The organism is Neobacillus sp. YIM B06451, assembly GCF_032667185.1.
Classification (GTDB): Bacteria; Bacillota; Bacilli; order Bacillales; family Cytobacillaceae; genus Bacillus_D.
In genome coordinates this window covers 558,603-578,441 of sequence record NZ_JAVFKJ010000001.1, presented here as the reverse complement: position 1 = coordinate 578,441, position 19,839 = coordinate 558,603, and the positions used below count along the sequence as shown (strand labels likewise).

Here is a 19,839-nt window from a genome sequence, read left to right as displayed (position 1 = left end):
ATTCCGTTTTTATTAAAAAATGAAGACCGTTTCAAGGCTAAGAATCCTTTGAAACGGTCTTCATCTGTAAACTATTGGATCGCAAAGACCGATTCAACCACAAAACCCCATCAAAACGGTCTTCACCATAAAATTACGCCTGTTTAAACCCCTATCACAAACTCGGTTTTGCTTCCGGATTGAGTTGAGGTTACCTCTAACCTGGCGTCAATGCGTTCTTTCAGTTCCGGTACGTGCGAGATGATGCCGACAAGCCTGCCGGTCGACTGGATGTCTATAAGTGCATCGATTGCCTGTTCGAGCGATTCCGGGTCAAGTGTCCCGAAGCCTTCATCGATGAACATCGTTTCAAGCGATACGCCGCCTGCATTGGCCTGGACGACATCCGCCAGCCCGAGTGCGAGCGACAACGCAGCCTTGAAGCTTTCACCGCCCGAGAGCGTTTTTACATGGCGCTCCTGGGATGTATACTGGTCGAATACGAGCAGTTCGAGGCCGCTCTGGACATTTCCTTTCGAGCGGTCTGTTTTCCTCCGTAGCTGGAAGCGTCCGGATGTCATTTTGGAAAGTCTTCCGTTCGCTTCCCGTAAAATATCATCAAGGAAGGCGGCGAGAACGTAGCGTTCGAAGGTGAGGCGATACGAGTTCTGGCCCCTCGCGATATCCGACAGGTCTCCGACAATGCGATAGCGTTCCTCAAGCTGCTTCATTTCCTGATTCAGGCTTTCGACGCGATGCAAGATTTCCTCGTTCTGGTTTTTCCGTAAATAAAGATCCGTCCCGCGTTTATGAAGGGTGTCGATTTCCGCCGCGATGGCAGTGAGCGATTCGGTTAGGGCATCCAGGTTCGGCGGCTGCACGCCGGCAAGTTTTCCTGAAAGCTCGGACAATCGTTCCGCGCATACTTTCATTTCTTCGTTATACGTCTTTACTTCCTCTTCAATCCGGGCAATTTCGTCTTCCTTCAGCCTTGCCCTCTCGTATGCGGAATAATTTTCGAAGCCCCTCGCAAGCATTTGCGAACGGAAGCTTTCCCGCTCTTCAGCGAGTTCCTTTTCCTTTTTCGTAAAATAAAGACGCGCATCCTCGAGCCGGGCTGCTTCCGCACCGGACTTTTCTACCGCTTCCTGAAGACGTTTTTGGGCCTGTTCGAGCTGCTTTACAAGCAATTCGTGACGGCTTTTCACGTCGTTAAGCGTTTTTTCATACACAGGTACCGAGCGAAGGCCTTCCGGTACAATTGCAAGCATCCTGTTAAACTGCGCCTTCAGCTCCGCGATTCGGACGGAGAGGTCACCAAGTTCCACCCTTAACGCATCGAGCTCATTCTTTAGGGATAACCGGGTTTCCTCAATTCCGCTCAGGAGTTTCCCGACATGCGTTTCCTGCGCGAGAATCGCCGCAATCTGTTCCTTCGCTGTGAAAAGGGCCTTTTTCTCGCCAAGTAGCGCTGTACGGAATGCTTCTTCCCCATTAGCAATAAATTCCGGCGCTATTTTGCCAAGTTCGCCAGAAGCGGCCTCCACATCCTCGGACAGCCTGGACGCGGCCGATTTGCTTTCGAGATATGCGCTTTCCGCTTTCACCTTTTCCTGCTCATGCTGGGACGCATTTTTCTTGGCAACCCTCAGTGCTTGCTCATCTGGTATTTCGCCGTCGGTTCCATGCGCGGGTGCCGGGTGATGGTTGGACCCACACACAGGGCATTGGTCTCCAGGTTGAAGCGTTGCGGCCAGAATTGACGCCTGCCCTTTCAACCATTGCTCTTCAAGCTGCTCCACATGCCGCCTTGCTTCAAGAAATCCATTCTCCGCTAATTCGAAGGCAGCCTTTTTCCTTTCAAGATCCGTTGATGCCTGCTGGTATCTGGCCTTAAGGCCTCCCAGTTTTTCAAGCAATCCAAAAGTGTTTTCAACTTTTTCGAGGCTTCGCTCATTTTCAATCTTCGCGATTTTCGTCTGGTCTATTTCGGCCTTTTTTAAAAGAAGCGCCCTTTCCTCGCCCTCGATCTCCGCAAGTTTCCCTTCAACGGCCGCAAATCGCGTTTTCTTCCGCTCAAGCAAACCTTCCATATTCGATAGGTTTCCCTGGACTTCCGCGAAGGAATGCACATCATCCTTCATGTTCAAAAGCCGGTTTGCCTGTTCCAAAAGGTCCTGGCGCTCCTGTTCGCGGCTTTTTTCGATTTCATATTCCTTTTCCCTGGCAGCCTTCATTTCAATAAGGCGTTTCAGGTTTTCCTCAAGCCCGGACACGGTAACCCTCGCGCCATCGACGTCTTTTTTCAAACGGTGGCAAAGCTCCTCCTGCGAAGCGAGCAATGCGGCCTTTCTTGCGAGGACAATCTGCTTTTCTTTTTCTAGGAAAAGATCCTTCCGGCTATCAAGCGATTGTTTCTTCGCTTCAAGCGCTTCCTTGTCACGGAATTGCTTTAAGATTGCTTCCGCCTCAAAGTATTGCTGCTTCAGCTTGTCCTGTTCAGCCCGTTTGGCGGATACCCTTTCGGTAAGCACATCGATTTCCGCACCCATCTCGTTGATTTCATCCGCAAGCAGCGGGAGAATGAGATTGTCGTTTACGCTGCCGGCTTCCATGAGCGCGATCAGTTCCTCGTTGAAGGACGCCTGGATCCGTTTCAGTTCATCGCTTCGTTTCGCAATCCTGTCTTCCACTTTCTTTTTCAAATCCTGGGCTTCGGTCCTCAGTTTTTCCTCGACAAGCTTGTAAATTTGCGTATGGAAAAGGCGCTGGAGAATCACTTCCTTGTCTTTGCTGTCGGACGTCAGCAATTTTCGGAATTCGCCCTGCGGAATCATCAGGATTTGGCGGAACTGGTTGCTGTCGATGAGCATAATTTCCTTAATCCGTTCTTCGACTTCGGTCACTTTGGATGCGAGCAATTGCTGGCGGCCGTGTTCATCGACCATGTAAAGGTTAGCGGTCGCGGGAAGCGTCCTTGTCCCTTCGCCTCTCTCCTTCCGCCTTTCCTGCTGGGGCGTGCGGACAATGATGTACCGTTTGTCACGCAGCGAAAATTCGAGCGAGACTTCCGTAATCACATCATCCTTCGCAAATTGGCTCCGTAAATCGGCGCCGGTCCGGTCCTCACCGCTTGCTTTCCCATAAATCGCATAGCTGATCGCATCGAAAATGGTTGTCTTCCCGGATCCTGTCTTTCCGGAAATGACAAACATCGTCCTATTGCCGAGTGTAGAGAATTGGATTGTTTCCCTGCCCGCGTAAGGACCGAAAGCCTGCATCGTCAATGTAATTGGCCTCATACCGGCAATTCCTCCTTGACTGCGGTTTCGATAACGCTAGCTACGACCGATTTTTTCTCATCGGTGAACTCCTGGGCGGTCATCTCCTTGTAAAATTGCTCGAATAAATCAAGTTCGGATTTCTTTTTCCTGCTATCGGCTATCGAAAATCCGTTGTTTCGTTTTTGGTCGGCGATATCGGACTTTCTTTCGAGGTGCATTACATTCGGGTAGACCTGGCGCAGCTTGCCCATTGGGTCGAGGATCGCTCCTTCATCAAGGAGTGTCACCTTTAAATAATCGTCACTCTTCTGCTTTTCATAAAATGCCGGGTCGAGCAGCTCGTCCAGATAGCCTTCGAGCTCGCGCATATCCTTTGTAGGCGCAAGCGACCTTTCACGGATGGAGAAGGTGCCGTTGCCCTCCATCTCAATGATTGATATCGACTTTTTATGTTTCGCCTCTGAAAAAGAATATTTTAATAGAGAGCCGGAATATTTAATCGTTTCATGGCGGATCGCATTCGGGCTGTGAAGATGGCCGAGCGCCGTATAGGAAAATGGCGCGAACAGTTCGGCTCCTACATTGCCGGAAGTCCCGACTGAAAGCAGCCGTTCGGATTCGCATGTTTCCCCGCCGGTCACAAATGCATGCCCGACAAGTACATTTGGCTCATTCGGATTCAGTTCATCCTCAATCCTTCCGATTAGTGCCTTCATTGCATCATGATGGGTATGTATCGAGTGGTCATCCAGCAATTCCTTGACTGCCCCGGGTTCAGCATAGGGCAGCAAATAAAAATTGACGCCGTTAATAATTACAGGTTTGAAGCTATCAGTCAATTTTCCGCTCAAATAAAAATGGCTGTGCCTGTACCATGAACTCCCGAACGAGAGGCGGTCTGCACTGTCATGGTTTCCGGCAATCGAGACAATCGGTGTTTTCAACTCAACATTCAATTTAAATAGAATTTCGTCCAGTAAATTGACAGCATCAATTGGCGGCACGGAGCGGTCATACAAATCTCCAGCGATGACAACGGCATCCGGCTTTTCCTCGTCCACCAGGTTGATGAATTGTTCGAGCACTTCTCGCTGATGGCCGGTCATGTAGACGCCGTGGACCAATTTGCCAAGATGCCAATCCGCTGTATGGATAAACTTCATGTTCCCCACCTCTTCCAATTTTCTTGTTTTCTATCATTATAAGACACTACTCTACTCTGTTGGCAAAACCAAAATAAGGTAAACCTTGGATACTATTAAATGGAGATTCTATTTCTTCGCCATATAGAGTCGCTTTCACCAATTTGGCGAACTCCGCCCAAATAGGAATGAAGATGCCATATGAGAATCACACCCAAATTATACCACAATTTCATTTTCGGGAATCTCGCCACTTTGCTACTATACAAAAACAGCCAGGCGCTAGGCCTGGCTGTTCTTTATCGGGTCTGGCTATTATAATTTCGTAACGTTGGCTGCTTGAGGGCCGCGTGCTCCTTCAACGATTTCGAAAGAAACTTCCTCGCCTTCCTCAAGAGATTTGAAGCCTTCGGATTGAATCGCAGAGAAGTGGACAAACACGTCGTTGCCTTCCTCTGTCTCAATGAAGCCAAAACCTTTTTCCGCGTTGAACCATTTAACTTTACCGTTTTTCATGTAACAAAATCCTCCTATTGCTATTGGCCAAGTGCGGCCAACATGTAAATTTCGCCATCAGACCTTTTAGCATGCTGCGAAAACCCCATTTCGAAGCGCCAATCCGCTTAACGGCTTTAACAACTATACCATATTTCATCAGTACTGTAAAGATTTAGGCGGTTTACTGACCTTTACATCCGGTCGCTCAACCTTCCCGGCAAGTCCTGGATCGACTGGACGACCAGGTCGAGGCGGGTTTCAATCCTGTACAGCAGGTATAGCGTCACCGCAATTGGAAAGCCGACTTCGCTAATAATCGGGATAATCTGATCCATTTGCTTACCTCCATTCCCTGTTTTTTGTTGGGTTAAACTTCCCTAGCCCTTTGTTCATTTTCAATTTCTTTGTTGGCTTCCCACCCCAAGAGGCGGGCAATTTTATTGGCCTTACTTTTTTAAAAAAGGAGCCGGCTTCAAAACGTGACCGGCCCCTCCATTATTAAACGATTTCGTAATCGGTTACGTTGCGTTCGATTACCCTCGCGCCTTCAACAGCTGTGTAGTTGCCGTTTGGCGTTGCGAAAATGCCAGCCGCGATGATATTTTCCATTGATTGTTTCACAAGCGCGGGATCAATCGGTTCCTTCGGGTTTTCGATTGTAAGCCTTGAAACCTTCCCGGCTTCCGTCATAAAGCTTAGCTCCAATGATTTCGCCATCCTAATTCACCTCCTGCCTGTTCAGATTTTTTACCGATTAACCGATGATTTCCGAGCGGTCGTTCCGTTCGGCCACGCTCAATGGATCCGCGGATAGAGCCGCGATTGCAGTAACAGCCATGTGCATCTGGTCTGGAGTCGCTTCCGTCTTCAAATTGCTGAACGTTTTCGACTTAAAAATTGCTTCCCCCTTTTCATTCACGCCAGTTTCAAAAACGAGGCGCAGTTTAGAATCTGCGAGAAATGCCTGTGCCATTGTCTATCACCTCCTTTCACCCGTTATATATAGGCTTGGGGGATAAATAGGACATGGTGGGTATTAAAAACCTTTCATTTTTTTAAAAAAATAAAAAAACAGCCCGAAGTTTCCCCCAGGCTGAAAATGAGTTTACGCCACTACACAGCGTTTTTTATCAATATCATAATAACAGCCTTATATTCCTCTAGGCTGCAAACAGTTCCCTCGATTAAGCAGGCGGTATTATTCCTGCTACTAATAGTATAAAGAAAATGAGTCCAATTGCCATAAACAGAAGCGAGGCTGTAAAAATTGGCCCCCTCCTTAACACAAACTCTTGACGCTTTTGGATCAAACCGGTTTGCGCACTCGTAGAAAGGTTGCCGAAATCGGACGTCGTGCCCCCGCTGCTCGAGAAATAAAAGGAAACGGCCGTGAAGGCAAGGCCGATGAAAAACATAACCTCAATAAAGCGGACCGAAAACTTCGTGGCGACCGCGTATGTAATCAGGACTTCCACTACAAGAGCCAACAGAAAAATAACTATCTTTTTATTTTTCAATATACTCCCCCTCACCTGTTTCTACCTTCATTTTACAGAAAAGACTGCCAATTAATCAATTATTTCCCAATCTCCCGGCTACTTGGAACAATGGCCAATGGACCAGCCGCTTTCCCCTTCATGCCAAAAAACAGGCGGAGGATATGGTTTTGTTTTACAACAAACTGGTAGAGGACAAGGATGATTGCGAAAGCTCCCACAGCCAAAACAGGCAGTTTTGTGCCCACTCCCCAACTCGTATCGGCTAGGAAAAAGCCAATCCCGACAATAATCGGCTGATGGAGGACATAAAAAGGCATTGCCGCTTCATTCCAGTAGACAAGGAATCTATTTTTCCTAGTTAGATGCCTCCTCGCCAACGTAAAAAACACCATCATCGTAAAATACCCGCTAATCGTTTTCGCGCCCCAGAACGCCGCCCGTTCAAAAAAGCCTCCGCCATAAAACGACTGCAAAAATAAAAAGATAAACAGGCTGGTCCCCGAAACGGCAAAGAAACAATTCAGCACAAAGTATTTTTCAGTAATCCTATCAAATGCGTCAGTTGAAAAATAATAATACCCATATAAAAAGATTATCAAATAAAAAACAAGGTCATAGCCGCCGAGATTGACAATGTCCACAAACGCCGCAGCAGCGGCCAGGGCCAAAGTCGGCACAAATAAAAGTGTGACAGCTCCAATCCTTTTACCCTTGCTGGCAGGAATCCTCTTTAATAGAGGCAACGTTATAAAGGTAAAGACGAGTAACACGAGCAAATACCAAAGATGATGCCCAGCGAACCCGAAGTTGCCTTCCCCGCCAATATCAAGGTAAGGCCCGTTAAAATAATGGCCCATAAACGAAAGAAAGCTTCCTTCAAATTGGTGGTGGCTAATCCTCTCCGCATACACTTGCGGAGGAGTGAGGAAAACTACCCCGAACAATAGCGGGATGCCAAGCCTGGCCAGCCGTTCTTTCAGATAACTTTTCATTGGCCGTTTTTGAAAAGAAATCGACGCTGTCATTCCCGAAATCGCGAAAAACAATGGCATGATCCACGTCCCAATCACCAATGAAACAAGCAATACCCCAAGCGAATCCGTTTCGCCATTTTTTACATGCCATGGCCACGGGTTGAAAAACATCAAAATGTGATACGAGAAAACGGCAAACGTAGCGAGCACCCGTAGCCAATCCAAGTCATGCTTCCTTGCCAAACGAACTCCCCCTTCTCCCATAAAAACCCTCCCCAGGTTCTATATTACATTTTACAGCCACAAAAAAAGAATGGAAATAATATTTTCAACTTTATAGGATAGTGTACAAACCTTTTGCCCCAACAGCCATATTGTAGATTGAAAGGATGTGAAAAACTTGGATTTCATACAATTTCTGAATCAAAATTATTATTTCCTTGTGCCTGTCCTCTGGGTCATTGGCTACGCGCTCAAGCAAACACCGCGGGTTCCTGATTGGTCGATCATCTGGTATCTGTTTGGCATTTCGCTTGTCTTGGCGTGGATAGCTTTTGGCTTTAGCATAGATGCCATAATAAATGGGTTGATGGCGGCAGGGACTGCAGTTTTTGGCCACCAGACGCTAAAGCAAACAATTGAAGGCCTTAAATCCGGAAACGAATAAAAACTAGAAATAATAATAAAAAAACATTTTCAACTGGGATAACGTACAATCCTTTTCTTCAACCTGGCCATAAGGTGTTGTGAAAGGATGTGAAACATATGCCACTTGTTCAATTTCTTCATGCCCACTTCTTTCATTTGATCCCTGTCCTTTGGATCATCGGATATTTCCTAAAGCACTCATCAAGTGTACCAAGGCATGCGATTATCTGGATCCTGTTCGTTGTCGCCCTGATCATAGCACTTATCGTTTTTGGGCTAACACTAGTCGCATTAACCAAGGCCCTGACTGTTACAGCACTTGCGGTCTTCATCCATCAACTTTATAAACAAACGGTCAAATGGCTTAAGTTCCGGCGATAATAACAAAAAGCGATGCACATCGGCATCGCTTTTTGCTTTTATGATTTTCGATTCCTATTTTCAATGATCCGGTTCCGCTCGCCGCCGTCGGACAGTTCCTCGGAAAACTCCTGGTCCTTTTCCTTGCCCAACAGCTTGGAAGTTCTGATTGTCTTTGGGGAAAGGTTGTTGTTCGGCGCACCTTGTTCATCCCACTTTACCATATGCCCACCTCATGTTCCTTTTCCCTTAGTTTCCCGGGAAGCTCTGGAAACATGCATTTTAACCGGAAACTTCACATTCCGTTGTAATTGCTGAACACAACGGATGCAGTTAACACACCTTCTATACATTTAAGGGAGTCGGAAATGGTTTCGTTTTGGCCGGGTGTATCACTTTCGATTGTTATCATGATTTTTTTGTCTTCTTCAATATGGCGCACATCGACACCTTTGATTTTGCTCATCGCGATTGCAGCCGACATAGCTTTGCCCTCAATTGTTTGAATATAATATCCGGATACGACCATGCTCTCGCCCCCTTTCACGTTAAATAAAACTATCCATTATTATGGTAAAGGATGCCGCGGCCACTTCATAGCCAAATTGGATAAGTTAACATATCATTCATAAAGTTGTGGCGAAATGGTTATTTTTTTAAAAAAAGCTTTTAACATCATTTCAACAGAAAAAAGCTCCCCGTGCATTGTCGGGAAGCATTCAGAACTACATCTTTATAAGGACGATTCCTATAAGGGCGGACAGGACTCCAACAAGCTGATAGGCGCGAATTTTTTCTTTAAAGATGACGCATCCGGTGAATACGACGATAAGGCAATTGAGGCTGATCAACGGGAATACGATGCTTGCTACACCTGTTTTCAGCGCGTAAAAATAGCTGCTGTAGCCGGCTATGCTTATCAAGCCGACGATTGCGCCAATCTTTATTTCCTGCTTCCCGGCTTGTTCTTTTCCGGCAATAATGGCGATCAATAAATACAAGCCCCCGCCGCCATACATTGAGATAAGAATACTGATTGAACTAATGCCCATCGTGGATCCAAGCTTCATTAAGATACCAAGCGCGCCAAACGACAAAATCGCAAGAACGATCCTGTATATCCAGGCATAGTAATCGGATTTTCCTTCTTTCCTGGCAGGGGTGTACTGGATGGCTGCCACGGATGAAAGGATGATCAAGATCCCGACCCATTGAATGGTACTGATGTGTTCATGGAAAATAAGTGCCGCACTCAGGACTGGAAACACCGCATTGGATGAGATAATAGGCGATGTCAAGCTCGCCGGCCCCTTCTCATAGGCCTTCGACATCTGGATATTGCCATTCGCATTCAAGATTCCGATCGCCGCGCCGAGCACGATGGAAATGAACGAAAAGTTTAAGCCCCCAGATGCAAGCCCATACCCTAACGACAGGATAAATGCGGTTAAATAAAAGAAAAATTGCAGCGAAACTTTTGAATACCCTTTTCCGGTACTCCATTTGAAGATTGCATTATTTACCCCGAAACAAACCGTTGTCACGATTGCCCCAACGAACCACATGCCGAGCCTTCTCTCTTACACTATGTATTTGTTAAATTACTTTTTAAGTATAGTGAATTATCAGAGAAAAAGCGACAGCATTTTTTTTGAAAAATGTGAACGATTTATGTCGAACGTCACGGGCAGTTAACTATACGGCAAAGTGCCACCTAAAATCCGTAAATCAAGAGAGTCAACCAACAGCTGATGGAAAATTCACTTTGTCTATTATTCTTCCATACTATCAATTTCTTTGAATGCCTGCTGCAGGGTTGCTTTTATGGTAACATTTCTGAAGTCGATGCCCATCTTGATGACAGTTTGCGCAATTTCCGGCCGGATTCCTGTCAGGATCGATTTTACCCCGAGAAGTTTAATGGCGCTGATGACCTTGAACAACTGATCGGCAACCATTGTGTCGACGATCATCACGCCGGAAAGATCGAAAATGAGTGTTGTCAGCTTTAGACTAACAGCTGCTTCAAGCGCCTCTTCCATTATCAACTGGGCCCTTTCCGTATCGATGTTCCCAATCAAGGGCAGAATTGCGATTCCATTCATTAGAGGGACCACCGGTACCGATAGCTCAAGGAAAGCCGTTTTTGATGCTTCGAGATTCTTCTTATAATAATGGACATAGGTGAGGCTGAAACAATAGACCGCATGATCAAGAAGCGGGTCAATTTTTCTCGAAACAGCAAAGACCGTCTTGATGGACATGTTGTGTTTTTCAATCTCCTCCTCCAACGCATCAATAATAAACATCCGGTAATAGCTCGTATCTTTCAGCGCTTCATTAAGGGGAATGCCCAGACCGTATGTAAATTCCCCAGTTTCCTTCCCCCATTGTTCTATCTTCCCATATGATTCTTCCTTGTTCAGCCCATAAAGGAGAGTTTCGGCAAAATGGGAAATAAAGTTTGCCCTAATCGCAATAATTTCCTCTTCCTTGATTGTGGTAGACAGCAGCTGCCTTTGCTCGAATGTAGCTTCCGAAAGCCTGATTTCGTGGACCTTCCTGGCAATCTCAAATCTTCGGTCATATAATTTTTCCCCAAGCAAATGTAAATCTCTCTCCATATACGCCTCCAACTGTTTGATTTTACCTTAATGGTACAAGCAATCTTGAAGTTTCACAAATTATCTGTTTATTCAACCTCGTTCCACGCCAAAGTAGAAAAGATGAAGAAAACCATCACAAAATGAAACTCATTTTGCCCATTAAATAGGGAATGGAAGGAAATTATTTTACAATTATTGTTTTCATATTTTGTTCACAATTACCCCGCCAACCTTCACAATTATCTATGTTAAAATAGCGGTGACCTATATGTGTGATAAATATCACAACAAGGAGCCATTTTTGTTCAGCGTTTCTTATTTATGGAACTGCTGGATAATAGTTTGTGATTAATTGAACATATTGTTGTACGAGAAAAGGAGATGAAAAAGTGAGCAAGGTAAAGGGAGTCATTGCATTTTTGCTTTCTGTTTTTACCATTTCCATTTTGGCAGGCTGTGAAAACAACATGGTTGTATTTAACCCACAGGGCCCTGTCGCTAGGGAAATCACGGGGTTAATCAACTACTCGATTGTGTTGATGCTTCTTGTCGTAGGTGTTGTTTTTGCCCTGTTCATTTATATTGTCTGGAAGTACCGCGAACGTAAGGACAATATGGATTATGAACCACCTGAGGAGCATGGGAGCGTTGTCCTTGAGACGATTTGGACCGCCATCCCAATCATTATCATCATCGCATTGACCATTCCAACTATAAAAACAATCTATGCGACTGAAAAGATCCCTAAAGGCTACGAAAATCAGGAACCCCTTGTCATTAAAGTGACATCCGCTGACTGGAAATGGATCTTCAGCTATCCAGAACAGGGGATTGAGACGGTTAACTATGTGAACATCCCTGAGGACAGGCCGATTGACTTCAAATTGACATCAGCTGGAACAATGAACAGCTTCTGGATCCCAGCTCTTGCCGGCCAGAAATATTCGATGGCCAAAGCGGAAACCCAGCTGTATCTCGTTGCGGACAATCCTGGCTCCTATGTCGGAAAAAACAGCAACTTTAACGGGCGTGGTTTCGCTGAACAGCAATTCGAAGTCCAGTCCATGACCCATGAAGACTTCGACAAATGGGTGAAGGAAGTACAGGAAACTGCTCCTAAACTCACTAAAGAAGACTATTTAAAAAAGCTTGAGCCTTCCCACCTTGGACGGGAAACGTACTCCAATACCCATCTTGAATGGGTAGACCATTCAGACAGCAATTCGAAAAACTATTTGAACCCGGAAATGTATGACCGCGGCCATGGATGGCCAGGGCAAATTTTCGAGGACGAGAACAACTACAAAAATAAAGATGCAGGAACTGAAGAATCGGAACATAACGAAAATGAAGGTTCCCATGCAAAAGAATCAGACGGAGGTGAGCATAGTGGGCATTAAATGGGATGAGTTTTTTGTTACGGGCGATCCACTGATTTTTGCCTCACAAATTGCAATCGCCCTTACTTCCATCGGGATTGTTGCAGCCCTTTCTTATTTCAAAAAATGGAGATGGCTATGGGACAACTGGCTAACGACGGTTGACCATAAAAAAATCGGGATTATGTACATCCTTGTCGGAATCCTGATGTTCTTCCGTGGCGGCGTCGACGGCTTGATGATGAGAACGCAAACGGCCGTACCGGAAAACACGTTTCTGGATGCGCAGCATTATAATGAAGTGTTTACGACACACGGCGTCATCATGATTTTGTTCGTTGCGATGCCGCTTTTGGTCGGACTTATGAACTTTGCCGTCCCGCTCCAGATTGGCGCAAGGGACGTTGCTTTCCCGCAGCTAAACGCACTCAGCTTCTGGCTGACCTTCAGCGGTGCGATGCTTTTCAACATAAGCTTTGTCATTGGCGGTTCGCCTGACGCGGGCTGGACGTCCTACTTCCCGCTCGCCGGCAAGGAATTCAGTCCAGGCATTGCCAACAACTTTTATGCAGTTGCCTTACAAATCGCCGGGGCCGGCACACTGATGACCGGTATCAACTTTGTCGTCACCATCCTTAAGATGCGTACGAAAGGCATGACCTTGTTGAGGATGCCGATGTTCACATGGACAACGTTCATCACGTCGATCATTATCACAGCAAGCTTCCCGATCTTTACAGTTGCCCTTGCTCTTATGACATTCGACAGGGTTTTCGGAACGCATTTCTTTACTGTTTCCGGCGGCGGGATCGACATGCTCTGGGCGAACCTGTTCTGGCTTTGGGGACACCCTGAAGTTTATATCGTTGTCCTGCCAGCATTCGGAATGCTGTCAGACATCATTTCAACTTTTGCGAGAAAAACGCTATATGGCTATAAATCAATGGTCGCTTCTATTGTCATGATTTCTGTATTGAGTATGCTCGTTTGGGTTCACCACTTCTATACGATGGGCAACAGCCCGGCGGCGAACTCGATCTTCTCGATTACAACAATGGCAATCGCGATTCCGACCGGGGTTAAAGTATTCAACTGGCTATTCACAATGCGGAAAGGCCGTATCCGGTTTACTGTGCCGATGATGTGGTCGCTGGCATTCGTACCAACATTCGTTATTGGAGGGGTAACCGGCGTAATGCTAGGAATGGCAGCAGCCGATTATCAGTACCATAATACATTGTTCCTTGTGGCCCATTTCCACTACGTGCTCATTCCGGGTGTTGTGTACCCGATCTTCGCCGGATTGTATTACTGGTGGCCAAAAATGTTCGGCTATATGCTGAACGAACGGATCGGCAAATGGAATTTCTGGTTGTTCAACATCGGTTTCAATATGACATTCATGCCAATGTTCTTCCTTGGCCTTGACGGAGCGGTACGCCGCGCGTACACGTATTCAGCTGAAACAGGCTTCGGCCCGCTAATGATGGTTTCCGCTATCGGCGCGTTTGTTCTAGCGGCGGGCTTCGCAGCACTTTGCTACAACATTTACTACAGCGCGCGCTACGCTGACCGGAATGTCGGCAACGACCCTTGGGATGCCAGGACGCTCGAATGGGCGACTGCGACACCAGTTCAGCATTACAATTTTGCAAAAATCCCAGAAGTCAAGTCACTCGATACTTTCTGGCATATGAAAAAGAACAATGAACTTCAGCCTTTAAAAGATTCAGAGATAGAGGAAATCCATATGCCAAGCAATTCCTGGATTCCAATCTACATGGGCTTTATCTTCGGGGTCTCGGGCTTCCTGCTCGTCTTCGAATGGACCATCGCAGCAGGTATTGCCGCACTTGGCATATTTGCAGGAATGGCCTTCCGTTCGTTTGACTATAACGACGGCTACCATGTCCATAAGGACGAAATCATTGAGACTGAGCGCAAGTGGAGAAAATTCGGCAAAGGAGTGAAGAGCCATGTCAGCTAATGCAAACACAGCATCATTGCCGCTTGAACTGCAAACCGAACAAAACAGGATGAACATTCTCGGCTTCTGGCTCTTCCTTGGAGCTGAAATCGTCCTTTTTTCGACACTCTTCGCGGTATACGGGGTATTGAGCCAACGCTATGCAGGCGGCCCGACCCAGCAGGACATTTTTATCGTCAGGGATGTCTTAATCCAAACGTTCCTTCTGTTAACTAGTAGTTTCACCATGGGCATCGCGATTTACGAAATGCGCCGGAGTAATATGAAAGGATTGATCCTCTGGTTAGTCCTGACACTCCTTCTCGGAGGAGGATTCCTATTCATGGAAATCCGCGAATTCATCCATTACGTCGATTTAGGCGCGACCTGGCAGACAAGCGCGTTCCTATCAAGCTTCTTCGTCCTGCTTGGCACGCACGGGCTTCACGTATCAATCGGAATCGGCTGGGCCATCCTGTTGATCATCCAGCTGAAGAAGCGCGGCCTTACACCGATTACTGCCCGTAAAGCATTTATCTTCGGATTATACTGGCACTTCCTTGATGTCGTATGGATTTTCATTTTTACATTCGTGTATTTAGCAGGGTTGGTGAATTAAATGAATCATCAAGAGAATCGTTTTCCTATCAGCCATGTCATTGGATTTCTTGGGTCGCTCGTCCTGACACTCGGGGCGGCATGGGTGGCACTGAAGACCTCCCTTCCACCAAATACGATCATGTGGTTTATCGGCACGCTTGCATTCGTGCAAGCCGCCATCCAGCTGTTCTTGTTCATGCATCTAAGGGAAGGTGAAGACCGCAAGGCGAATGTCATCAACATGGCCTATGCATTCTTCCTGGCCTTCGTCATTGTAGCGGGCTCCATCTGGGTCCTCACATCCGGCCACTCCCACTGATTTTTCTTTATTGTTTGTAAAAAAAGCAGGCTTCCCTCTGGGTCGCCTGCTTTTGTCATCTTACGGGGTTTTATTTATAATTGCCGTTCCCCTTCCCGACATTTGTTGGGAAATTTGTATGAATGCGTTTTCATTTGATTTGTGATGATGACATGTTCTCAGACCAAACGAACTTCATTCCTGGATGAGAACACTTTCAGAATTTTAGTGACTTCCTTTTCGGATTTTCCCTCGACAATGTCACTCAACGGGATTTGAGTGACTTCCTTTTCAGATTTTGCCCCGACAATGTCACTCAACAGGATTTTAGTGACTTCCTTTTCGGATTTTGGCCCAACAATGTCACTCAACGGGATTTGAGTGACTTCCTTTCTGGATTTTGCCCAAACAAAGTCACTCAACAGGATTTAAGTGACTTCCTTTCTGGATTTTGCCCGAACAAAGTCACTCAACAGGATTTAAGTGACTTCCTCTTCCGATTTTGCCCAAACAAAGTCACTCAACAGGATTTTAGTGACTTCCTCTTCCGATTTTGCCCAAACCAAGTCACTAAACGGGGTTTGAGTGACTTCCTTTTTGAATTTTGCCCACGCAAAGTCACTAAACGTGATTTGAGTGACTTCCTTTTCTGATATTGTCCAATCAAAGTCACTTAAAGGGATTTAAGTGACTTCCTTTCGGGATTTTGCCCGAACAAAGTCACTCAACGGGGTTTGAGTGACTTCCTCTTCCGATTTTGCCCAAACCAAGTCACTAAACGGGGTTTGAGTGACTTCCTTTTTGAATTTTGCCCAAGCAAAGTCACTAAACGTGATTTGAGTGACTTCCTTTTCTGATATTGTCCAAACAAAGTCACTTAAAGGGATTTAAGTGACTTCCTTTCTGGATTTTGCCCGAACAAAGTCACTCAACGGGATTTGAGTGACTTCCTTTTTGAATGTTGCCCAAGCAAAGTCACTCAACGGGATTTGAGTGACTTCCTTTTTGAATGTTGCCCAAGCAAAGTCACTCAACGGGATTTGAGTGACTTCCTTTTTGAATGTTGCCCAAGCAAAGTCACTCAACGGGATTTGAGTGACTTCCTTTTTGAATGTTGCCCAAGCAAAGTCACTACACGTGATTTGAGTGACATCCTTTTCTGATATTGCCCAAACAAAGTCACTGAAAGGGATTTAAGTGACTTCCTTTCTGGATTTTGCCCGAACAAAGTCACTCAACGGGGTTTGAGTGACTTCCTCTTCCGATTTTGCCCAAACAAAGTCACTAAACGGGGTTTGAGTGACTTCCGTTTTGAATTTTGCCCAAGCAAAGTCACTCAACGGGATTTGAGTGACTTCCTTTTCTGATATTGCCCAAACAAAGTCACTTAAAGGGATTTAAGTGACTTCCTTTCTGGATTGTGCCCGAACAAAGTCACTCAACGGGGTTTGAGTGACTTCCTTTTTGAATTTTGCCCAAGCAAAGTCACTCAACGGGATTTGAGTGACTTCCTTTTCTGATATTGCCCAAACAATGTCACTCAACGGAGTTTAAGTGACTTCCTTTCTGGATTTTGCCTGAACAAAGTCACTCAACGGATTTAAGTGACTTCCTTTTCAGATTTTGCACCGACAATGTCACTCAACAGGATTTGAGTGACTTCCTTTTCGGATTTTACCCCATCAATATTACACCGAATATGTCTTGCAAACCTCTTATTACGCCCTATCTCCGCCCTCCCCGGATCAGCCGCAGCTGCGGGACGCTGCCTTCCTTTTTAAATAGCGAGTAAAGCCCAAAATTGAATAAAGCTAGGAAAAAAGACAACACCATATGCTGGTATGCATGCTTCATCATAAGGACAACGAAACTAGCCACACAAAAAACCCCAATCGCCAGATAAAAGAATTTTAAAACCCGGCCCATTCCTCCACCCTCTTCTTTCCTTCCTTTTCTACTATATTAACAGAATTAATAGTTTTTTGTCACAAAATGTTCACATTTATAGAAATATTTGTTGGGAAAGTTTACTTTCGAGCAATTCACCTAACCGACATATTCTGGTTTTCTTTTCACTTTTTTCCTCGAAAAAAGAAGGGTTTTGCGGTAATCCATAGAAATAGAAATTGTATCAAAAAAAAGGAGGCGTCAATTTGAAGAAAAAATTGTTGTCTGTTTTATTTAGCGGAGCACTTGCTTTTGGCGTATTTGCTGTACCGGGAAATGCGGTCAAGGCTGCAGAAGAACCTTGTGATTGCCATTCCTGGGTACCTATTTCAGGAGCCGAGCGGAATAAAGAAGTAGCGGGGTTATTAAGTAGTGATGCTTTCAAAGATAAGAAGGCGGAATTATGGTCCAAAGGCTACGGCTGGAATGGCGCCCATCAAATTGAAATAGTAAAACCTGCGCCAAACGTTACGATGATAGGAGTACCATTTGTAAATACTGATGGTACAGTTAATATCTATGTCTTTATCAACGGAAGCTTTGTTGGAGTTACCCCATAATAATAAAAGAAAACAAAAATCCAGGAACGGCAAATCGCCGTTCCTTTTTTTGGCCAAAAATTCAATATGTTACTTAATCCTGTGATATAATAAGATTATGTAACATCAAGTTTTTGTGTTGTACTAATAGGTTCGCCTTTTCATTAGATGGTCATTTGAAGATGTTTTCTCACGATTCTGGAAACCCCATCTTTAAAATCAGCAAGTAACAACACTCCCCTTCTTCTACGTTCTAACAAAAAACACTTGGCGCGATTCCCATTCATGTTGGCTTTTTTCCAGTCTACTTTTATACGAGGAGGGATTTTATGGCGATCACTGTCGGTATCATCTTATTGGTTTATTTAATCATCGTTGCGTTGGGATATATAGCTTCGATCTATGTATCCACAAGCAGCCGGACCGGTTTATTAATCATTAACAAATCGTATACAAACGCATTTTTTGTCCTGTTCAGTGCGATTGCCCTCGTTGTCATTGGGATTGCCCTTCCCTTTGTCCCCGTTGATAAAAGCTATGCGGCCGGGTTAATTCTTGGCAGCAAATTCATTTCAATCATTACCCTTTTTATCAGCTTGCATGTGTTGAGCAGGAAGTATTTAAAGGACCCTCCCATTTCCTAAAAAAAATCGACATTTTTTGCGTTTATCGTTTTGTTATGTAACTTAACTTATGATAAAATCCTTTTATGTAACATTGGGAGGAATACTTGTGGAGTACGTTGACCCAATAAAAGACATTGGCCAAATCAATGCCATTAAGAATGAGTTAAGAACGAATTCACAACGGGATGTATTGCTTTTTGTATTTGGAATCAATACCGGAATCAGGGTCAGCGACTTGCTTTCCCTTAAAGTGAAAGATGTTAGGGACGGCGAGTCGGTAAAGGAATTCATGATGATTCATGAAAGTGATGGCGAGAAGCCACAGGCTTTTTATTTGAACAACAGCATACGTAATGAGCTGGCATTGTATTTCCAACGGAATCAGCTTGATGGGAATGATTATTTGTTCAAATCCAAGAAGAATGATCTGCCTATCACTAGGCAGCAAGCCTATCGGATTATCAACCATGCCGCCAAAAAGGTCGGAGTCTCAGGAAAAATCGGTACGCATACCCTTAGGAAAACGTTCGGCTACCACGCATACCGGAAAGGGATCGCAATTTCGATCCTCATGTCGGTCTTTAACCACCATAGCCCTAAGGAGACATTAAAATATATTGGAATCGAAAAAGACGACGACTCTTTAATCAGGGTTGATGTAAACCTATAATAACGGCAATGCCAGCCCGGCAGCTCAACTGCAAGAAAAAAGGCAATTCAAGGACTTTCGCCAGGTTCCTTTTGAAAAGTTGCTAGACAATAAAAAAAGCCCCCGCAAAATACGCGGAGGCCAAAAATTCTATTCATCAACATCGTCCTGGATATCCAATTCCATTTCGACGTTTTCCAGAGCCGCAACGGCATCGTCTATTACTTGGACATGAAGCATCTGCTGGTCTTTCATAAACTTGAAAACGCCAGTATTGAAATCCGTTCCTGATTCCTTAAAGAAGATGCCTTCGTATAAAACATCCTTTGTATGTTTAAAAATCACCCGGTAATTTTCATTGTCTTTGACAAGATAAGCGCGGACACCTTTTTCGTAGTGGCCTTCCGCTTCTTTTAAATAACGGGGAACCGAGATGATATGCAAATCGACAAATGGAATCTCCCTCAATAGTGAATTGATGATCGATCCTTTTGCAATTTGCTCCCATCTGCTTTGAGCGGTCTGGCCAAGAATGATTTGTGTAACCTGCTTTTCCCTGGCTACTTGTGCAATCACCTTTGAAATAGGTCTTTTCTCATTATCCTTTAGGATGAACGAGACTGCGTCATGGGCTTCCGCAATTTTATTCCACTTTGCGATATAGTGAGCTTTTTCCGCATCCATTTCGCTGTATGGCTTTGGGTCTACGGTTAAAATGTAAAGCGGACAGTCGAGCATACTCGCAATTTTGCAGCCGCGCTTGATAAGCCGTTCGCCATTCGGACCGTAGTAGACACAGACGAGGATGCTTTCGTCCATGCGCCCCTTGATTTTTTCCATTATAA

The 19,839-nt window shown here is 45.2% G+C and carries 28 protein-coding genes; 10 read left to right on the top strand and 18 right to left on the bottom strand.

The window, feature by feature from the left end:
- Nucleotides 1-143: 143 nt before the first annotated feature.
- From RB160_RS02745 to RB160_RS02710, 8 genes are all read right to left on the bottom strand, one after another.
- Nucleotides 144-3,281 carry an AAA family ATPase gene (locus RB160_RS02745; protein WP_316568665.1) on the bottom strand — a complete coding sequence of 1,046 codons (3,138 nt, stop codon included), beginning with the start codon at nt 3,279-3,281 and terminating at the stop codon, nt 144-146.
- Nucleotides 3,278-4,426, bottom strand: a complete 1,149-nt coding sequence (locus tag RB160_RS02740; protein ID WP_316568664.1) for an exonuclease SbcCD subunit D — start codon at nt 4,424-4,426, stop codon at nt 3,278-3,280. The genes RB160_RS02745 and RB160_RS02740 overlap by 4 nt, the downstream gene beginning before the upstream one ends.
- A 294-nt stretch (nt 4,427-4,720) precedes the next feature.
- Nucleotides 4,721-4,921 (bottom strand): cold-shock protein, encoded by a 201-nt coding sequence (locus RB160_RS02735; RefSeq protein WP_053366356.1) that lies wholly within the window; start codon nt 4,919-4,921, stop codon nt 4,721-4,723.
- 173 nt (nt 4,922-5,094) lie between these two features.
- Nucleotides 5,095-5,238 carry a YvrJ family protein gene (locus RB160_RS02730; protein ID WP_053366355.1) on the bottom strand — a complete coding sequence of 48 codons (144 nt, stop codon included), beginning with the start codon at nt 5,236-5,238 and terminating at the stop codon, nt 5,095-5,097.
- Between the two features lie 163 nt (nt 5,239-5,401).
- Complete coding sequence (locus RB160_RS02725) at nt 5,402-5,620, bottom strand: DUF2922 domain-containing protein (RefSeq protein ID WP_316568663.1); 219 nt, start codon at nt 5,618-5,620, stop codon at nt 5,402-5,404.
- Between the two features lie 37 nt (nt 5,621-5,657).
- Nucleotides 5,658-5,876: a DUF1659 domain-containing protein gene (locus tag RB160_RS02720; protein WP_316568662.1), complete on the bottom strand. Its 219-nt coding sequence runs from the start codon at nt 5,874-5,876 to the stop codon at nt 5,658-5,660.
- A 211-nt stretch (nt 5,877-6,087) separates the two neighbouring features.
- Nucleotides 6,088-6,420, bottom strand: coding sequence for a hypothetical protein (locus tag RB160_RS02715; RefSeq protein ID WP_316568661.1), 333 nt, complete (start codon nt 6,418-6,420; stop codon nt 6,088-6,090).
- Nucleotides 6,421-6,479: 59 nt separating this feature from the next.
- The gene (locus RB160_RS02710; RefSeq protein ID WP_316568660.1) at nt 6,480-7,619 is read right to left on the bottom strand and encodes an acyltransferase family protein; all 1,140 of its coding nucleotides are present in this window, start codon (nt 7,617-7,619) and stop codon (nt 6,480-6,482) included.
- A 148-nt stretch (nt 7,620-7,767) separates the two neighbouring features.
- Between RB160_RS02710 and RB160_RS02705 the strand changes: the two genes are divergently transcribed.
- Together RB160_RS02705 and RB160_RS02700 are read left to right on the top strand one after the other, a co-directional pair.
- A complete protein-coding gene (locus RB160_RS02705) occupies nt 7,768-8,043 on the top strand; it encodes a phage holin family protein (protein ID WP_316568659.1) in 276 nt (91 codons plus the stop codon).
- Between the two features lie 98 nt (nt 8,044-8,141).
- Nucleotides 8,142-8,405, top strand: a complete 264-nt coding sequence (locus RB160_RS02700; RefSeq protein ID WP_316568658.1) for a phage holin family protein — start codon at nt 8,142-8,144, stop codon at nt 8,403-8,405.
- Nucleotides 8,406-8,443: 38 nt separating this feature from the next.
- On the opposite strand, the gene RB160_RS02695 is transcribed toward RB160_RS02700, so the two are convergent.
- From RB160_RS02695 to RB160_RS02680, 4 genes are all read right to left on the bottom strand, one after another.
- Entirely contained in the window at nt 8,444-8,608 is a 165-nt protein-coding gene (locus tag RB160_RS02695) for a hypothetical protein (protein WP_316568657.1), read from the bottom strand.
- A 71-nt stretch (nt 8,609-8,679) separates the two neighbouring features.
- The gene (locus tag RB160_RS02690; protein ID WP_316568656.1) at nt 8,680-8,913 is read right to left on the bottom strand and encodes a chaperone NapD; all 234 of its coding nucleotides are present in this window, start codon (nt 8,911-8,913) and stop codon (nt 8,680-8,682) included.
- Between the two features lie 196 nt (nt 8,914-9,109).
- Nucleotides 9,110-9,949, bottom strand: coding sequence for an EamA family transporter (locus tag RB160_RS02685; RefSeq protein ID WP_316568655.1), 840 nt, complete (start codon nt 9,947-9,949; stop codon nt 9,110-9,112).
- A 207-nt stretch (nt 9,950-10,156) separates the two neighbouring features.
- Nucleotides 10,157-11,008, bottom strand: a complete 852-nt coding sequence (locus RB160_RS02680; protein WP_316568654.1) for an STAS domain-containing protein — start codon at nt 11,006-11,008, stop codon at nt 10,157-10,159.
- 371 nt (nt 11,009-11,379) lie between these two features.
- Between RB160_RS02680 and qoxA the strand changes: the two genes are divergently transcribed.
- From qoxA to qoxD, 4 genes are read left to right on the top strand one after another with little or no spacing between them, the layout of a single operon-like run.
- Nucleotides 11,380-12,390: a cytochrome aa3 quinol oxidase subunit II gene (gene qoxA, locus RB160_RS02675; protein ID WP_316568653.1), complete on the top strand. Its 1,011-nt coding sequence runs from the start codon at nt 11,380-11,382 to the stop codon at nt 12,388-12,390.
- On the top strand, nt 12,380-14,356 hold the full coding sequence (qoxB, locus tag RB160_RS02670; protein ID WP_316568652.1) for a cytochrome aa3 quinol oxidase subunit I: 1,977 nt from the start codon (nt 12,380-12,382) through the stop codon (nt 14,354-14,356). Before qoxA ends, qoxB begins: the two co-directional genes overlap by 11 nt.
- Nucleotides 14,346-14,954: a cytochrome aa3 quinol oxidase subunit III gene (gene qoxC / locus RB160_RS02665; protein ID WP_316568651.1), complete on the top strand. Its 609-nt coding sequence runs from the start codon at nt 14,346-14,348 to the stop codon at nt 14,952-14,954. Before qoxB ends, qoxC begins: the two co-directional genes overlap by 11 nt.
- Nucleotides 14,955-15,254: a cytochrome aa3 quinol oxidase subunit IV gene (gene qoxD / locus RB160_RS02660; protein ID WP_316568650.1), complete on the top strand. Its 300-nt coding sequence runs from the start codon at nt 14,955-14,957 to the stop codon at nt 15,252-15,254. It begins immediately after the preceding gene.
- A 158-nt stretch (nt 15,255-15,412) separates the two neighbouring features.
- Here qoxD and RB160_RS02655 read toward each other — a convergent pair whose 3' ends face one another.
- Complete coding sequence (locus tag RB160_RS02655) at nt 15,413-15,604, bottom strand: hypothetical protein (protein WP_316568649.1); 192 nt, start codon at nt 15,602-15,604, stop codon at nt 15,413-15,415.
- A gap of 6 nt (nt 15,605-15,610) precedes the next feature.
- Between RB160_RS02655 and RB160_RS02650 the strand changes: the two genes are divergently transcribed.
- The gene (locus RB160_RS02650) at nt 15,611-15,886 is read left to right on the top strand and encodes a hypothetical protein (protein WP_316568648.1); all 276 of its coding nucleotides are present in this window, start codon (nt 15,611-15,613) and stop codon (nt 15,884-15,886) included.
- A gap of 234 nt (nt 15,887-16,120) precedes the next feature.
- Here RB160_RS02650 and RB160_RS02645 read toward each other — a convergent pair whose 3' ends face one another.
- The 4 genes from RB160_RS02645 to RB160_RS02630 all read right to left on the bottom strand — a co-directional run bounded on the left by RB160_RS02645 (nt 16,121) and on the right by RB160_RS02630 (nt 17,111).
- Nucleotides 16,121-16,318: a hypothetical protein gene (locus RB160_RS02645; RefSeq protein WP_316568647.1), complete on the bottom strand. Its 198-nt coding sequence runs from the start codon at nt 16,316-16,318 to the stop codon at nt 16,121-16,123.
- A 108-nt stretch (nt 16,319-16,426) separates the two neighbouring features.
- Nucleotides 16,427-16,573: a hypothetical protein gene (locus RB160_RS02640; protein WP_316568646.1), complete on the bottom strand. Its 147-nt coding sequence runs from the start codon at nt 16,571-16,573 to the stop codon at nt 16,427-16,429.
- A 57-nt stretch (nt 16,574-16,630) separates the two neighbouring features.
- Nucleotides 16,631-16,777, bottom strand: coding sequence for a hypothetical protein (locus RB160_RS02635; protein WP_316568645.1), 147 nt, complete (start codon nt 16,775-16,777; stop codon nt 16,631-16,633).
- A gap of 181 nt (nt 16,778-16,958) precedes the next feature.
- Complete coding sequence (locus RB160_RS02630) at nt 16,959-17,111, bottom strand: hypothetical protein (protein ID WP_316568644.1); 153 nt, start codon at nt 17,109-17,111, stop codon at nt 16,959-16,961.
- A 275-nt stretch (nt 17,112-17,386) separates the two neighbouring features.
- Here RB160_RS02630 and RB160_RS02625 point away from each other — a divergent pair, with 275 nt between their 5' ends.
- The 3 genes from RB160_RS02625 (at nt 17,387) to RB160_RS02615 (ending at nt 19,015) form a co-directional block, all read left to right on the top strand.
- Nucleotides 17,387-17,740, top strand: coding sequence for a hypothetical protein (locus RB160_RS02625; RefSeq protein WP_316568643.1), 354 nt, complete (start codon nt 17,387-17,389; stop codon nt 17,738-17,740).
- Between the two features lie 308 nt (nt 17,741-18,048).
- A complete protein-coding gene (locus RB160_RS02620; protein WP_316568642.1) occupies nt 18,049-18,363 on the top strand; it encodes a hypothetical protein in 315 nt (104 codons plus the stop codon).
- 88 nt (nt 18,364-18,451) lie between these two features.
- Nucleotides 18,452-19,015, top strand: coding sequence for a site-specific integrase (locus RB160_RS02615; protein WP_316568641.1), 564 nt, complete (start codon nt 18,452-18,454; stop codon nt 19,013-19,015).
- 129 nt (nt 19,016-19,144) lie between these two features.
- Here RB160_RS02615 and RB160_RS02610 read toward each other — a convergent pair whose 3' ends face one another.
- The gene (locus tag RB160_RS02610) at nt 19,145-19,834 is read right to left on the bottom strand and encodes a universal stress protein (RefSeq protein WP_316568640.1); all 690 of its coding nucleotides are present in this window, start codon (nt 19,832-19,834) and stop codon (nt 19,145-19,147) included.
- Between the last annotated feature and the right edge of the window lie 5 nt (nt 19,835-19,839).

What these genes read in the sequence shown, in the direction of transcription:
- RB160_RS02745 (WP_316568665.1), bottom strand. Translation starts at nt 3,281, where the DNA reads ATGAGGCCAATTACATTGACGATGCAGGCTTTCGGTCCTTACGCGGGC.
- RB160_RS02740 (WP_316568664.1), bottom strand. Translation starts at nt 4,426, where the DNA reads ATGAAGTTTATCCATACAGCGGATTGGCATCTTGGCAAATTGGTCCAC.
- RB160_RS02735 (WP_053366356.1), bottom strand. Translation starts at nt 4,921, where the DNA reads ATGAAAAACGGTAAAGTTAAATGGTTCAACGCGGAAAAAGGTTTTGGC.
- RB160_RS02730 (WP_053366355.1), bottom strand. Translation starts at nt 5,238, where the DNA reads ATGGATCAGATTATCCCGATTATTAGCGAAGTCGGCTTTCCAATTGCG.
- RB160_RS02725 (WP_316568663.1), bottom strand. Translation starts at nt 5,620, where the DNA reads ATGGCGAAATCATTGGAGCTAAGCTTTATGACGGAAGCCGGGAAGGTT.
- RB160_RS02720 (WP_316568662.1), bottom strand. Translation starts at nt 5,876, where the DNA reads ATGGCACAGGCATTTCTCGCAGATTCTAAACTGCGCCTCGTTTTTGAA.
- RB160_RS02700 (WP_316568658.1), top strand. Translation starts at nt 8,142, where the DNA reads ATGCCACTTGTTCAATTTCTTCATGCCCACTTCTTTCATTTGATCCCT.
- RB160_RS02695 (WP_316568657.1), bottom strand. Translation starts at nt 8,608, where the DNA reads ATGGTAAAGTGGGATGAACAAGGTGCGCCGAACAACAACCTTTCCCCA.
- RB160_RS02690 (WP_316568656.1), bottom strand. Translation starts at nt 8,913, where the DNA reads ATGGTCGTATCCGGATATTATATTCAAACAATTGAGGGCAAAGCTATG.
- RB160_RS02685 (WP_316568655.1), bottom strand. Translation starts at nt 9,949, where the DNA reads ATGTGGTTCGTTGGGGCAATCGTGACAACGGTTTGTTTCGGGGTAAAT.
- RB160_RS02680 (WP_316568654.1), bottom strand. Translation starts at nt 11,008, where the DNA reads ATGGAGAGAGATTTACATTTGCTTGGGGAAAAATTATATGACCGAAGA.
- qoxC (WP_316568651.1), top strand. Translation starts at nt 14,346, where the DNA reads ATGTCAGCTAATGCAAACACAGCATCATTGCCGCTTGAACTGCAAACC.
- qoxD (WP_316568650.1), top strand. Translation starts at nt 14,955, where the DNA reads ATGAATCATCAAGAGAATCGTTTTCCTATCAGCCATGTCATTGGATTT.
- RB160_RS02620 (WP_316568642.1), top strand. Translation starts at nt 18,049, where the DNA reads ATGGCGATCACTGTCGGTATCATCTTATTGGTTTATTTAATCATCGTT.
- RB160_RS02610 (WP_316568640.1), bottom strand. Translation starts at nt 19,834, where the DNA reads ATGGAAAAAATCAAGGGGCGCATGGACGAAAGCATCCTCGTCTGTGTC.